At 40.8% G+C, this 14,859-nt stretch carries 13 protein-coding genes; all 13 read left to right on the forward strand.

Going from position 1 to position 14,859, the window contains the following annotated elements:
* A partial coding sequence (locus tag HMPREF9007_RS27040) for a hypothetical protein (RefSeq protein ID WP_032850152.1) occupies positions 1–214 on the forward strand: 214 nt, incomplete at its 5' end.
* Between the two features lie 18 nt (positions 215–232).
* Positions 233–1,768: a RagB/SusD family nutrient uptake outer membrane protein gene (locus tag HMPREF9007_RS18910; RefSeq protein WP_008760523.1), complete on the forward strand. Its 1,536-nt coding sequence runs from the start codon at positions 233–235 to the stop codon at positions 1,766–1,768.
* 17 nt (positions 1,769–1,785) lie between these two features.
* Positions 1,786–2,685, forward strand: coding sequence for a DUF4984 domain-containing protein (locus HMPREF9007_RS18905; protein ID WP_032850153.1), 900 nt, complete (start codon positions 1,786–1,788; stop codon positions 2,683–2,685).
* 23 nt (positions 2,686–2,708) lie between these two features.
* The gene (locus HMPREF9007_RS27525) at positions 2,709–3,059 is read left to right on the forward strand and encodes a hypothetical protein (protein ID WP_277754627.1); all 351 of its coding nucleotides are present in this window, start codon (positions 2,709–2,711) and stop codon (positions 3,057–3,059) included.
* A 17-nt stretch (positions 3,060–3,076) separates the two neighbouring features.
* The gene (locus tag HMPREF9007_RS18900) at positions 3,077–4,654 is read left to right on the forward strand and encodes a DUF5003 domain-containing protein (protein ID WP_277754628.1); all 1,578 of its coding nucleotides are present in this window, start codon (positions 3,077–3,079) and stop codon (positions 4,652–4,654) included.
* A gap of 36 nt (positions 4,655–4,690) precedes the next feature.
* Positions 4,691–7,405: a DUF4458 domain-containing protein gene (locus tag HMPREF9007_RS18895; RefSeq protein WP_008760525.1), complete on the forward strand. Its 2,715-nt coding sequence runs from the start codon at positions 4,691–4,693 to the stop codon at positions 7,403–7,405.
* Between the two features lie 17 nt (positions 7,406–7,422).
* Positions 7,423–9,405: a BACON domain-containing protein gene (locus HMPREF9007_RS18890; protein WP_008760526.1), complete on the forward strand. Its 1,983-nt coding sequence runs from the start codon at positions 7,423–7,425 to the stop codon at positions 9,403–9,405.
* A 50-nt stretch (positions 9,406–9,455) separates the two neighbouring features.
* The gene (locus tag HMPREF9007_RS18885; RefSeq protein ID WP_008760527.1) at positions 9,456–11,543 is read left to right on the forward strand and encodes a subtilase family N-terminal domain-containing protein; all 2,088 of its coding nucleotides are present in this window, start codon (positions 9,456–9,458) and stop codon (positions 11,541–11,543) included.
* Positions 11,544–11,555: 12 nt separating this feature from the next.
* Positions 11,556–12,371: a DUF1573 domain-containing protein gene (locus HMPREF9007_RS18880; RefSeq protein ID WP_008760528.1), complete on the forward strand. Its 816-nt coding sequence runs from the start codon at positions 11,556–11,558 to the stop codon at positions 12,369–12,371.
* Positions 12,372–12,392: 21 nt separating this feature from the next.
* Positions 12,393–12,869, forward strand: a complete 477-nt coding sequence (locus HMPREF9007_RS18875) for a lipocalin family protein (protein ID WP_008760529.1) — start codon at positions 12,393–12,395, stop codon at positions 12,867–12,869.
* A gap of 188 nt (positions 12,870–13,057) precedes the next feature.
* On the forward strand, positions 13,058–13,486 hold the full coding sequence (locus HMPREF9007_RS18870) for a transcriptional repressor (RefSeq protein WP_008760530.1): 429 nt from the start codon (positions 13,058–13,060) through the stop codon (positions 13,484–13,486).
* Positions 13,487–13,508: 22 nt separating this feature from the next.
* Positions 13,509–14,069: an NADH peroxidase gene (locus tag HMPREF9007_RS18865; protein ID WP_008760531.1), complete on the forward strand. Its 561-nt coding sequence runs from the start codon at positions 13,509–13,511 to the stop codon at positions 14,067–14,069.
* A 98-nt stretch (positions 14,070–14,167) separates the two neighbouring features.
* Positions 14,168–14,803, forward strand: a complete 636-nt coding sequence (locus HMPREF9007_RS18860; RefSeq protein WP_008760532.1) for a SagB/ThcOx family dehydrogenase — start codon at positions 14,168–14,170, stop codon at positions 14,801–14,803.
* Positions 14,804–14,859: the final 56 nt, after the last annotated feature.

Consider the following 14,859-nt stretch of genomic DNA (forward strand, 5'->3'; position numbering starts at 1 on the left):
TCGTCTGAAGAACCTGACACTGGCTTATGCATTTCCGCAATCACTGCTGAAGAAAACTAATTTCTTCACATCTGCGCGTGTTTATCTGCAGGGACAGAACTTGCTTACCTGGACAGGTTTTACCGGACTCGATCCGGAAGTAGCAACTAATGTGTATAGAGCACAATATCCGGCTTCACGCCAGTTTACTTTGGGTATTGACGTTTCATTCTAATAGTATATTTAAAGAAAGATGATTAAGAAATTTAAATTATATATCCTGTTGGCAGCCATGGCATTTTCTGCCGCTTCTTGTTTGGACAAGATGCCTGAAGACGGTATTCCATTCGATGAGTCTATACAGACGGTAGATGATGTGAATCTGGCTGTTATTGGTATTTACGATGCATTCAAAAGTAGTGCTCTGTACTCAGGGAACTTGACAATACTTCCTGATCTGCAGGCAGACCTTGTGTATGGGGTAAATGGAAATACGAATACATTCGGAGATATTTGGCGCTGGAAAGACATTCTGGCAACTAATACAAGTATCGAGGCTGTTTATGCTGGACTGTACAACGTGATTAATCGTTGTAACTTCATGCTCGACCGCGTAGACAGAGTGAGAAATAACACAACCGATGATAAAGATTTGGATAAGCTCGATCAGTGTTGCGGTGAAGCTTATTTTGCCCGTGCGATTGCCTATTCCGAATTGGTGAAGATGTTTTGCAAGGCTTATGAAAGTGATGAAGATGCAGCCAATCAATTGGGTGTGATACTCACCAAGCATTATCAAGGCAATGAAGAAATGAAACGTGCTTCGCTGAAAGCCTCTTATGAGTTTATTCTTGAGGATCTCGATCGGGCTGCCCAATTGTTGGCTTTGGATAAAGATTATGATCCGTCTGTCGATGGAGCTTTATTTAATAATGCTACTTATTTCAATGAATACACGGTGTACGCTTTGCGGGCACGTGTCGCTCTTTATATGAGAAAGTGGGATGAAGCTATCAAGTATTCCAGCAAGGTTATTGATAGCGAATATTATCTGTTGGCCAGTTGTACTCGAACTATTTCTTCTGGAGTGAGCTATTATAAGTATATGTGGACGGACGACATGTCAACGGAGGCTATTTGGAAAGTTGGTTTCACCATAAACTCTTATGGAGGCAAACTGGGACAAATTTTCTTGAATTACAATCATGTGAATTATCGTCCGGACTATGTGCCGGCTAATTGGGTGTTCGGATTGTATGATTCGAACGATTTACGTCCGGAGACCATTTTTCAAACTTTGCAAACCGGCTTTAGTCATGGCCTTTCATGGCCTTTGTTGATAAAGTATGCCGGTAATAATGAGTTCATTGCAGCTAATATCCTTCACGTATCTATGCCTAAAGTGCTTCGTCTGTCCGAACAATATCTGATACGTGCTGAAGCTTATGTGCAGCAAGCGCAACCCGACTATGGTCGTGCAGGAAAAGATATTACGACTCTCCGTACAGCACGTTATTCAACTTACGGTGGTTCTACTGCTTTGTCTGCTTCCAATGCAATGGAAGTTATCGAAGCAGAGCGTGTGAAAGAACTTTATATGGAAGGTTTTCGTCTCCATGATTTAAAACGTTGGCATAAAGGATTCGAACGGAAGCCGCAAGACCAGTCACTGGCTAACGGTAGCAGCTTGAAAGTGGAAGCAGATGATCCATTATTTGTATGGCCGATACCGCAACATGAACTGGATGCTCCCGGTTCGCAGGTTCAACCGAATGAAAGTAACAAATAGATTAAAAGCATATGATAATGAAGAAATTATTATTAGGATGTATAGCAGCCGTTGCTGCTCTGATAGCTCTTTCCGGATGCGATCAGGACAAGGTGGCATACAACGGACCCAGTTATCTTATGTTTTCTGACACGCTTTATACGTATGCCGTGCAAGAAACGAATGAGATATTCAATGTTCCGATCTCTGCTACTGTGGCTGCCGATCACGACCGGACCTTCGCTGTCGAAGTAATTGATCGCGAAAGTAATGCCGTGGAAGGTAAGCATTATAAAATTCTGTCGAATACCGTTACCATTAAGGCGGGAGAAAGGAGTACCAATTTAGAGGTACAAGGTATTTATGATAATCTGGAAATTAATGATTCGCTGGGTTTTGCATTGCGACTGGTAATTCCTGAAACGGAACAATGGGGACTCTATGGAACTGAAGCAAAAGTTGTAATGCAGAAAATCCGTCCGTTTGACATTAAAAACTTTACAGGTTATTGTGTTGTCAGTTCGACTTATTTTGCAAGTTATTTGAACAATTTAGAATTGCGTTTGGTAACTTCGGATATCGTAGAAGGCAAAGAAAATACCATTGCCATACATGGTCTTTACTATGACGGATACGATACGGAAATCACTTTCAACCGTGAGGATGTTCAAGAACCCCTAGTTGAAATGGATGAACAGGTTTGTGCATCTACAGGAACGGCTTTCGGAACTATTTACGGTGACGGCAAGTTGCTGATGAATCAACCTACCGCTTATACTTCTTACTTCAGTACTAACGAAAATTTCGTCCTACAGTATGTCACGCTAAGCGTGAACAATAGAGATGGATCATCATACGGTACGGTTGGCACGTTTGTCAATGTGATCGAATGGATAAGCGAAGCAGAAGCGGAGAAATTAAAAGAACAAGGATATTAAAAAAACAAGAAATATAAATGGATATGAAAAAGTTTAGTTTAAAACCACTAGGAGATTCTTGCATGAAGATGTTGTGCAAGAGCTGCTTCTTCATTGGCTTACTTATGACTTTCTGCCTGACGGCATGTTCGGACGATGATGATGATACGGTGACTCCGATATTTCCGGAAAAACAAAATATTGTCTGTAATGCAGGCGAGAAAAAAGAGTTCACTTTCACGGCTAATACTAACTGGAGTTTGGCATCATCAACAATCTGGTGTAAGTTTCAAAACAACGATACGGAAGAGTTTGTAGTATCCGGAACTGCCGGAACACAAACCGTAACTATTGTAGCTACAGATGAGAACCAAAAAACGATAATGTTAGCGTAGCTAAATTGGAGTTGACAATGGGTGGTCAGACAATTGTGATTGGTGAAGTTACTCGTTCGGCTGCAGGATATGAATTGAAAATATTCGATGAGGAAGGAACAGAGATTAACGAATTGAAAGTAGGATACCAAAGCTTTTCAAAGTTTAGTGTGCAAGCTAACTTCCGCTTTGCTGCTACCAATTTGCCGGGTTGGGTAGAACTCGATGGTGGTTCTCTTGTTGGTCCGGTGGATAAGAAAGTAGATGGTGGTCTGAAAATAATAGAAAACAATGACCGCGAAAAATATCCGATTGTAGCTACTGATAAAAATGTGATAACCTTCTCCGATGAAGAGGGAAAAGCATTCTATTCTTTCAGAGTTTCTTACGATGGTATGACGCCGGGTGTACTGGAAATGACACTTCCGTCATCCAATAAGTATGATTGGGCTGTATCTTTGGACGGAAAGACTTTCACTCAAAGCGCCGGAGGAGTGGCAGGTACGGGAGGCAGTACAACAACCCTCAAGAATCGCGTTCCATTTACTGTTAAAACATTGAACGATGATTATGAGGTAGTATTCGTTGAAAAAGGAAGCAACAATAATGATTTGTATATCATGGATGCCAGCTATAATGAATGGATGCGTTGCGAACGTGAAGGTGGTAAAGTGACACTTATTGTAGACGAATATGCTCCTGCTTCGTACGAACCGGCTGAAAGAGTTGGATATGTTCTTGTCTTTTCACGTGCTCAATATGAAGGTATCAAAGATAACTTGGAAGCGACTATCATTGACGGTGAAAATCTGGTTTATAAATATGAGCAGTCTAATCTTGTTCTTCAGTTTACTCAGAAAGAAACGAAAGGCGGTGGCGATGAGCTAGCTATTACTGCGGTAGACGGTCAAACATATAATCCTATTGATTGTACGTCTTATACAGGTGGCGATGCAGATTACTTTAAGTCAGAGTATGGCGTGACAGGAATTTTTGAGATAAAACAGCCTGCATCGGTCGCTACAGTGGCAAAAATGCCTTTTAATTGGAGCAATTCAGTTTGCTATTACTTTGAAGGTGAACAAGAGGCCAATGGTGTTATTGAACCAATAAGCGAAACTGACATAACAATCTATACAGAGGCTGCAAACGGTAAAGATGTATTTTTAATAGTCTCTGATGAATCGGGAAATAAACTGATGTTGATTGTCAGAATCAGCAATGCCGGAAGTGGCGGTGGAGGAGAAACGGTTTTTGCTGTAGCCGATGGTACTGGAATGCCCGGGAGTGTTGATTGTACTACTTATAGTAGTGGTGCTTTTGGGGGTGGTACTTGGATTATGACTACACTGGATATCGATGACCTTTTTGAAATAACAGAGCCATTGCAATCAATGAATATTACTTTAATGGCTTCTAATCTTTCCGGATATACATGTTATGATACTGAGTCATTTGAAGAAATTAAGATCACCGAAGAGTCTATAGTAAACACGGGTGATAACACTCTTAATGTGTGGCTTGGTAGTGGCACTGAGATAACAAGCAGTGTATTACTAGTAATTGCGGGGGATGATGGTAAAAAGCATGGACTCTTTATTCACATCAATAAATAATGTGTATATTAATTGTTAAACGAATAAATAGATTAAATGAATCTACATAAAATATACTCAATATTCTTCCTGCCTCTCATTGTCAGCTTGCTGACATTGTTGGTAGTGATAGGATGTTCCGATGATGATGAGGCGCTGCAAAGCCAATACGGTTATGTGCAGTTTAAACTCTATAAGAGTACCTCTTTTGAGAAAGGAACAACCACTCGTGCTGCAGACAATCTTGAATCAATGTCTAGTGCACAGAAGATAAAGGTGGTGATGACGCATAACGGTACAACCGTTTCACAAACTCTGCTTCTGAACGCATACAATGCGAACAATGCGGAATATGGTCTGCGTAGTGATAAATTGCAATTACTGGCCGGTACTTATAAGATTGTCGGATATTATCTGTATGACGGTCTTGATGAGGTATTGTTAGCAGGACCTGCCGGAGAAGACAATGAGCTGACAGTTGTAAGTGGAGGGTTGCAGGAAAAAGTATTGACTGTAGATGCAGTTCCGCATGGAACCGTTACCTTTAAATTGTCAAAAGAAGGAATTAGTACACGTGCAGCCGGCGAATACTTATTCAGCAATATTCGCTATGTCGATGTTACGGTGATGAATTCCTTTAATCGTGTCACCACAGAATTGAAGGGGATGAAAGTCACCTATAAAGAAGATTCTGAAGAACACCAAAATCCCGATAATGCCAATGATAAGTATATGGATATAGGTGTAGCAACATGCGACTCTGCCGTATGGCTTCCTGCCGGTACCTATCAGGTAGTAGCATATACCACCTACTCACAAAGCGGTATCAAAAGATCGGAATTGGAAACGCAATCTGTAAGAGGAGAATCTTTTACTGTGATAGACAACAAATTGACAAAAGATGCCAACGTCCCTATCCAATTGAAGGAAACGGCGGAGTACATTAAAGACTATAAAGCGCTGAAAGCCATTTGGGAAGCTTTGGACGGAAAGAATTGGAGATATTATAGTGGGACGATAAACAATACTATTCACAGTTTAAACTGGAACTTCAACAAAGAACTTGATATGTGGGGTGACCAACCCGGTGTTGATTTGGATAATAATGGGCGTGTCACCGGACTCTCGCTTGCCGGTTTCGGTGCCAAAGGCAGAGTACCCGATGCTATCGGACAATTAACTGAATTAAAAGTGCTTTCGTTCGGTACACATAGCGAAACGGTGAGCGGCAGATTATTTGGAGATGAAGAACTGACTCCGGACATGAGCGAGGAAAAAAAGCATAGAATTCGTATGCACTATAAGAAAATGTTCCTTGACTATGACCAACGCTTGAATTTGTCAGACCTACTACAGGATGCCATTAATAGAAATCCTGAAATGAAACCGATCAAGAAGGATAGCCGTATTTCATTGAAAGATACACAAATCGGTAATCTTACCAATCGAATAACGTTTATTTCGAAGGCTATTCAACGGTTGACCAAGTTGCAGATTATCTATTTTGCCAATTCTCCTTTTACCTATGATAATATTGCTGTCGATTGGGAAGATGCCAACTCGGATTATGCCAAACAGTATGAAAATGAAGAATTGAGTTGGAGTAATTTGAAAGATCTCACGGATGTAGAGTTGTATAACTGTCCGAATATGACGCAGCTTCCGGACTTCTTGTATGATCTTCCTGAATTACAGTCATTGAACATTGCATGTAACAGAGGCATTAGTGCTGCCCAATTAAAAGCTGATTGGACACGACTCGCTGACGATGAGGATACAGGACCTAAAATTCAGATTTTTTATATGGGTTATAATAATTTGGAAGAGTTTCCCGCATCTGCTTCTTTACAGAAGATGGTGAAACTAGGCTTACTTGATTGTGTGCATAATAAGGTAAGACATCTGGAAGCTTTTGGTACCAATGTTAAACTGACTGACCTTAAGTTAGACTACAATCAGATTGAAGAAATTCCGGAAGATTTCTGTGCATTTACCGATCAAGTGGAAGGCTTAGGATTTTCTCATAATAAGCTGAAATATATTCCGAATATATTCAATGCCAAGTCGGTATATGTGATGGGATCTGTAGATTTCTCGTATAATAAAATAGGTTCGGAGGGCCGTAACATTAGTTGTTCGATGGATGATTACAAAGGTATTAATGCCTCAACGGTAACCTTGTCATATAACGAAATCCAGAAGTTCCCTACAGAACTGTTTGCAACCGGTTCTCCAATTTCGACAATTATCTTGAGTAACAATTTAATGACATCGATTCCGGAAAATTCATTGAAACCAAAAGACGGAAACTATAAGAATACGTATTTGCTGACTACTATAGATTTGCGTTTCAATAAATTGACCAGCTTGTCTGATGACTTCCGGGCGACTACCTTACCTTATTTGAGCAATATGGACGTTAGCTATAATTGTTTCTCTTCGTTCCCGACACAACCGTTGAACAGTAGCCAGTTGAAAGCTTTCGGAATTCGCCATCAACGTGATGCGGAAGGCAATCGTATCTTGCGCCAATGGCCGACCGGTATCACTACTTGCCCTAGTTTGATCCAGTTGCAAATTGGTTCTAACGACATCCGTAAAGTAGACGAGAAACTGACACCGCAGCTTTATATATTGGATATTGCAGATAATCCGAACATCTCGATTGATGTGACTAGCGTATGTCCTTATATTGAGGCAGGTATGTATGTTCTGTTATATGATAAGACACAAGATATTCGTGGTTGTGATGCTTTGGGTATTGAACGATAATATAAAAGAATCTATTAATGAAATATTTTAGTAAAATAATATTAGGACTAATTCTTTGCATGGGGATCATTTCTTCATGCAAGGATGACGACGAAACAAGGATCGATGGCATTTCGCTAGATAAAGAAGAAATAGCTATCGGTGCCGAAGGAGGAACAGAGAAGATCGCCGTTTCGTCTAATGATCAATGGGTGGTACGCGTTTCTAAACCTTGGATTGCCGTTTCACCGGCAAACGGTTTTGGTTCAGCGGTATGTGAACTTACCATAGACTCTACACTGACGAATGTTGCGCGTACAGCACAGATAAGTTTCACTATGAATGGTCGTGAGCCTAGCTTGGTTACGGTTACACAGTTCGGTTTCGGTAAGCAAATCTTGGTGAAAGAACCTGAAGTGGAAATCCCCAGTTCGGATGCATTCGATAACCGTCACTTTAAATCAACTATCTCTACTAACGTAAATTTCAAAATCGGAAGTGTGGATTATTCTTTCGCAGAAGAGGCTACGATAACTGAAGAGGAGAAAAGCGAGGTAGAAGGAGAACGTAGCGGTTGGGTGACATTGCCGAAGGATAAAGATCTAGCGGTGAATTTAGACAAAGGAGCACGTCCCCGTACTCTTAAAGTGGATTTCCGTTGGGGAATGAATGTGGCTCCCTATACCCGTGTGGCAAAGATCCATCTGGTTCCAGTAGATGAGAATGACCAATTGGTGGACAATAACGGTAATAAAATAGATGCTGTAGTGTTGACTGTAACACAAAAAGCAGCTATGAAGATTGAGGATAATCGTGCCGGTGACTCATTGGCTATTATTACTATCAATAGCAAACTCCAGAGCATGATGAGTTTTGATACCAGTGAAAGTATGATGAACTGGAGTTTTGTAACCCTTTGGGAAGCTACTGATAAAGAAATAAAAGATGGAATAGTTCCTACTGAAGCTGTAGGGCGTGTGAGGTCTGTAAGTTATGCAATGATTGATTTGCAAGACGGTGAAACATTCCCCAAAGAAATTCGTCATCTGAAATACCTGGAATCATTTTCTGTTCAGAGTAATGCCAACCGACAAATACGTACTATTTCTTTAGGAGAAGAAATTTGCGAATTGGAGTATCTGAAGGATCTGACAATATTCTCTTTTGGTATAAATGCTCTCCCTGAGAATTTTATTAAATTGGGTAAGAAACTGGAGAATTTGGATTTGGCAAGTAATAATTTCCAGTCGTTGTCTGTAGTTACAGATGTGGTGAACGAAAAGAATTTCCCGCACTTGAGATATTTGACATTAACCGGATGTCGTGCTACGGAAACACTGAAAGATATGAGCTTGATTGATGGGAACAACCAATACAATGGTAGGGATGTCGGTCTGCATGTTGATATTTCTCAAGGACAACCTGAAAGAGAAGCTTTCTTGAAGTTATTGACTTGGGATAAACTGATTTCATTGCAAATGTCATACAACTTCTTGGAGGGAGAATTACCTACAGACGCAGAGGTGAGAGCGGCATTGAGAGCTGCAGATAAACCGGAAACTTATCAATCGGATGATTTCTTCAGTAAAGATGAGTTGACTGCCAAGCCATCCATATTCATGGATAAGATATCTAGAGATACTTGCCAGTGGCTGTTGACGACCGACAATCAGGTAAGATATCGGAAGCAGACTCCAGTAAGCGGGCAGGATATTCCGCGTGTGTTACCGTTTGCCCGTACAGTTCATATTAATCTGAACTTCCTGACAGGTGCTTTGCCTAATTGGTTGCTATTCCATCCTTACTTTGCATATTGGGGACCCGAAAGCATGATATTCAATCAGCAAGAAGACGGCAGAAACTCAAAAGGAAATACAGTGGGATTCAATAATGTGGATATCGTAAACTACGATTTTTCTTATTATTACGGAAGTACAGACCCCGGGACAAATCAAATTGTTAGCGGTGTCGCTTATCCGTTGTATTTTAGAAAATTTGTATTGTCGGGAACTACAGACTAGCAGGGCTATAGAGTAAATATCATTAACAAGAATAATTTTAAATAAGAACAATGAAGAAAAATTTCTTATATACAGCACTGTTTGCCTTGATGCTGGCTTCATGCTCGGAACAAGAAGTGATCGAACAACCGTCTACCCCAACAGGGGGGACGGAAGTTCAGCTTCCGGCTGATGTCACTTCCGGTGAATTGCTGATTAAATTCGATCCTGCAATGACAGAGATTCTTGATCAGGCTCTCACAGTTACAACAAGGAGTGGGGGGGCTATGACCCGTTCCGGGATTCCTTCTATTGACGAAGTGTTGGATATTCTGGGTACATATCATTTTGAACGTATATTTCCGGTAGACACTAAAAATGAAGAACGTACCCGTACTTCAGGATTACATTTGTGGTATCGGGTCAAGTTTGATGAAAATACAGACTTGAAGGAAGCTGCCGGTCGTCTTGCTAAATTAGGCGAAGTAGCTAAAGTACAGGCTAACAGTCACATTCAGCGTGCTTACAGAGTTGATGGCTATCGGAGTTATGTTAGTGAGAGTGCATTGCAACAGAAGGCGGCAACACGTACTGTTACGACAGGAAGCACCTTCTCCGATCCCGGATTGGCATATCAATGGCATTATAATAACAGTGGCAATAACCCTTTTGACAATCAGAACGCATTGAAAAATGGTTCCAGGCCGGGGTGTGATGTCGGTTGTATGGAAGCATGGAAGAAGTGTACGGGCGATCCTTCTATCATTGTTGCTGTGCTGGATGAAGGTGTGATGTATACCCATCCTGATTTGAAAGGTAATATGTGGATCAATGAAAAGGAAGAACTTTATGCAGATAAGGATGCTGACGGTAACGGATATAAGGATGATAAATATGGCTACAATTTCGTGAGTAATTCAGGAATCATTTCGTGGATGGATGCAGTTGACACGGGACACGGAACACACGTTGCAGGTACTATTGCTGCTGTGAACAATAATGGCGAAGGTGTTTGCGGTATTGCCGGTGGCGATGGTTCCAAAAACTCCGGAGTGAAAATTATGTCATGTCAAGTGTTTGCGGGTGAAGCCGGTGTTACTTTGGATGCTGAAGCAAGAGCTATAAAATATGCGGCTGATAATGGCGCAGTCATTCTTCAGTGTAGCTGGGGATACAACTCTTCCTTGGCTAATCTGATTGAAGGATATACTCCCGGTCCGGGATCGGAAGAAGAATGGGAAAAATTGTATCCGTTGGAAAAAGATGCATTGGACTACTTTATCAATAATGCCGGTTCGCCCAATGGGGTGATAGACGGGGGACTGGCAATTTTCGCTTCCGGAAACGAATATGCAGGAATGGCTGCATTCCCTGCTGCTTATTCCAAATGTATATCAGTCAGTGCGGTAGCGGCCGATTTTACTCCGGCCTCATATAGCAACTATGGAAAGGAAGTCACGATATCTGCTCCGGGTGGTGATACGGAATATTACAATCCGGTGGGGCAAGATGACCCTGAGGGTTGGGAAGAAGGAATCCATTCCGGTTCTATTCTCTCGACTTGGATACAAAACGGTAATGCGACCTATGGATTTATGGATGGTACGTCTATGGCTTGTCCGCATGTATCAGGAGTCGCAGCATTGGGTTTGTCGTATGCTGTCAAACAACGTCGTCATTTTAAAGCAAGTGAGTTTGTCGAACTATTGAAGTCATCTACAAAACCACTCGATAGCTGGTATAATACAGGAGAAGTGAAGGCTTACTATCGTAACCACATCTCATCCGGAGCTTCCGCTACTAGAGTAGAGTTATCGAAATATGTGGGTAAGATGGGTGCTGGATTGCTAGATGCCGGAATGTTGCTTAACAATATTGAGGGTAATGGTTCTGACATGGTAGTACCAAATATGTATGTAGCAGAAGGTACAACATCGGATTTAAACCTTGCCTACTATTTTGTTAATGGAGAGAATCTAACTTATACCTGCACATCGGGGGATACAACTGTCGCTTCAGTATCTGTCAATGGTACTTTTATGACAGTAACTGGGTTAAAAACCGGTGCAACCCGTATTACAGTGAAAGTAAGCAATGGAAGCGAACAATCCATTACTGTTACTGTTCGCAAGAAGGCTAATGATAATGGTTGGATGTAATTTTAATATTCAATGAAATCAGTTACTTGGATACGATTCTTTTTATTATGTGTAGTCATCGGACAATTCCGGGCGGTTGAAGCCCGGAATGTCCATTTTACTCCACAGGAAAAAACAGATACGCTGATAAATCCTCCGTTGATAAAAGGGGCGGAACATATTCTGCGTTTTGACGAGACTGTGCTGAATATCGGGACATTGACCGAAGATGATGCTCCAAAAATGTATCGTTTCACATGTACTAATGTAAGTGGCAAAGCCATAAATCTTACCCGTGTAAGAACTACTTGTGGATGTGCGGTAGCAGATGTACGTACAGGGGAGATATCTCCCGGTGAAACGAGAGTTGTAGTATTGACTTATCATCCGAAGAATCATCCCGGAACGATAGACACGAATGCTTTTGTTTATCTGTCTTCTTCGGACAAAATGCCTGTGGCACGCCTTACATTAATAGGTAATGTGTTGCCGGGAGCGGATGAATGGGGACGTTATCCATATAAGATGGGTAAATTGAGACTGAAACAAAACCGGATAGAATTTCGGGAGGTAAATGCGGGAAAGCGTCCTTCCGAACGAATCCTGTGTGGTAACAGCGGAAAACAATCATTGCGTTTGTCGGCTGCTGTTATTCCTGAGTTTGCAACTTTTCGTACCGAGCCGGAAGTAATCAGTCCGGGTAGTGAAGCCGACGTTGTGATTACAATAGACGCCTCACTGATTCCTGTGGAAAAAGGTCGTTCATTTACTTTTCCTATTATTATAGAGGGAGTGGAAGGGCAACCGTCAGACCGAACATTGAATATAAAAGTAAACTGTATTAAGTAACAATAAAAATAAAAAGAAGACATGAAGAATATTTTCAAATTAATGGCTTTATTCGCCTTCGCGCTTTGTTTCGCATCCTGTGACGACGATGAAAAGGTAGAGATTCCTGCCTTGCCGGTCACTGCTGCTAATTTAAACGGAACGTGGCAACTTTCTGAATGGAACGGACAAGCTCTGGCAGAAGGTACATATTGCTATATAACTTTTAATCGTAGAGAACTGACTTTTGAAATGTATCAGAAGTTTGACAGTATGTATGCACGTTATATTACTGGTTCTTTTAATATAGAAAACGATCCTTATCTGGGATATGTTATTAGTGGTGAATATGATTTTGGTAATGGTGACTGGAACAATGACTATATCGTAACGGATTTGCTAGAATCCGGTTCTATGATTTGGACTGTAAAAGATGATGATAGTGACGTGAATAAATATGTCCGTTGCGAAAAAGTACCTGAATCAATAATCGAAGAGGCTAAAACCAACAAGAATTAAGGCAAAATAGAGGTATATCAATGTCTAAAGGTCATCTTTATTAAGATGGCCTTTTTTGTATGGAAGAATTTAGTAATACATATCTGCAAAAAAAATATTGATTTTATTTGGAAATGATATTGGGACTTTCTATATTTGCATCAGATTTATAATTGTAATGAATACAACTTTGAAAAGAGGGAGAACTTATGAAACCATACGAACGATTGTTAGAGCATAATATAAAGCCTTCCATGCAGCGCATAGCGATCATGGAATATTTGATGAATCATCCCATTCATCCTTCGGCTGATGATATCTATACAGCGTTATCTCCTTCTATGCCGACACTTTCGAAAACGACGGTATACAATACTTTGAGATTGTTTTCGGAACAGGGAGCTGCATTGATGCTCACGATTGATGAGAAGAATACAAATTTTGATGCGGATACTTCTGTTCACTCTCATTTCTTATGCAGGTATTGCGGACATATTTACGACTTAAAATCTCCGGAAGCCGTGAAGAAAGTTGAAAGTCTGGAAATGGATGGGCATCAAGTGACGGAAGTTCATTATTATTATAAAGGTATATGCAAGAATTGCTTAAGAAAAGATAAAGAAACACGTATTGACTAATTAATTTAAAATTGAGAAGAAAATGAAAAAATTTAGATGTACTGTATGCGGTTATGTTTATGAAGGTGACGCAGCTCCTGAGAAATGTCCTTTGTGTAAAGCTCCTGCCAGCAAATTCGTAGAAGTTGTTGAAGTAGAAGGTGGTGCATTGTCTTTTGCTGACGAACACGTGATTGGTGTTGCAAAAGGTTGTGACGAAGAAATGATCAAGGATCTGAATAATCACTTTATGGGTGAATGTACTGAAGTAGGTATGTATTTGGCTATGAGCCGTCAGGCTGACCGTGAAGGTTATCCTGAAGTAGCTGAAGCTTTCAAACGCTATGCTTGGGAAGAAGCTGAACATGCTTCTAAATTTGCAGAATTGCTGGGTGACTGTGTTTGGGATACAAAAACTAACCTGCAAAAGCGTAAAGATGCTGAACAAGGTGCATGCGAAGACAAAAAACGTATCGCTACCCGTGCTAAAGCTTTGAATCTGGACGCTATTCACGATACTGTACACGAAATGTGCAAGGACGAAGCTCGTCATGGTAAAGGTTTTGAAGGACTTTACAACCGTTATTTCGGAGATAAGAAATAATAAAGCCTTATAAATAACTTTTAAAAGGTCTGTGTTCTATAGTGAATGCAGACCTTTTTTGTTTATATTTGCCTATCAACTTTATAAATACCACAATTATGAGAAAGGTACAACTATTGTTCGTTTGTTTAATGCTTTCAGCGGCTGCTTTTGCTGCTGATAAGGTTGTTAAGTTACCAAAACCTAATTTAAATCGTACTGGTACGGTGATGAAGGCATTGTCTGAACGTCAATCTACGCGTGAGTATGCTTCGAAAGCGTTAACTCTTGCTGATTTGTCAGACTTATTATGGGCGGCCAACGGAATCAATCGTTCGGATGCTGGAAAACGAACGGCTCCTTCCGCTATGAATAAGCAGGATGTAGACGTATATGTGATATTATCGGAAGGAAGTTACTTGTATGACGCAAAGAATCATCAGTTAAATCTGATTGCTGAAGGAGATTACCGTGGAGCGGTAGCGGGTGGCCAGGCTTTTGTAAAAACGGCTCCGGTATCTTTAGTATTAATCAGTGATGTTTCCCGTTTTGGTGATGCTCAGAAGATACAGAATCAACTAATGGGAGCCATGGATGCCGGTATTGTTTCTCAGAATATTTCTATTTTCTGTTCTGCGGCTAAACTGGCTACAGTGCCACGTGCTTCGATGGATGCCGCTCAGCTGAAGAAAGTATTGAAACTGAAAGATAGTCAGATTCCTATGATGAATCATCCCGTGGGATACTTTAAATGATCTTTATTCTGCATATAAAAATGGTGACACTATCCACACCGGATAGTGTCACCATT

This window comes from Bacteroides sp. 1_1_14 (assembly GCF_000162515.1).
In the GTDB taxonomy this organism is placed as follows: Bacteria; Bacteroidota; Bacteroidia; order Bacteroidales; family Bacteroidaceae; genus Bacteroides; species Bacteroides thetaiotaomicron.